We start from the raw sequence: 253 nt of genomic DNA, 5'->3' as shown, positions 1-253 counted from the left end.
ACGATATCGGCCTGATCAACACCGTGCCTTCAGCGTTGAAAGCGCTGTTGGAAGTCGACGGCCTGCCGCAATCGGTGCACACGGTGAACGTGGCCGGTGAAGCGCTGAAACGCAGCCTGGTGGAATCGCTGTTCGAGAAAACCACCGTCCAGCGCCTGTGCAACCTCTACGGCCCTTCGGAAACCACCACCTACTCCAGTTGGGTGGCGATGGATCGGGAGGAGGGCTTCGCCCCGCATATCGGCAAGCCGGT

The 253-nt window shown here is 61.3% G+C and carries 1 protein-coding gene; it reads left to right on the top strand.

Going from position 1 to position 253, the window contains the following annotated elements:
* Nucleotides 1-253, top strand: a 253-nt coding sequence (locus tag PF66_RS31590; protein ID WP_152973144.1) for an AMP-binding protein, incomplete at both ends; no start/stop codon positions are given.

Origin of the sequence: Pseudomonas asplenii (assembly GCF_001293465.1) — a bacterium.
Lineage (GTDB): Bacteria > Pseudomonadota > Gammaproteobacteria > Pseudomonadales > Pseudomonadaceae > Aquipseudomonas > Aquipseudomonas fuscovaginae_B.
Note: the sequence above shows the minus strand (reverse complement) of the source record. Positions and strands in the feature narration are given on the sequence as shown.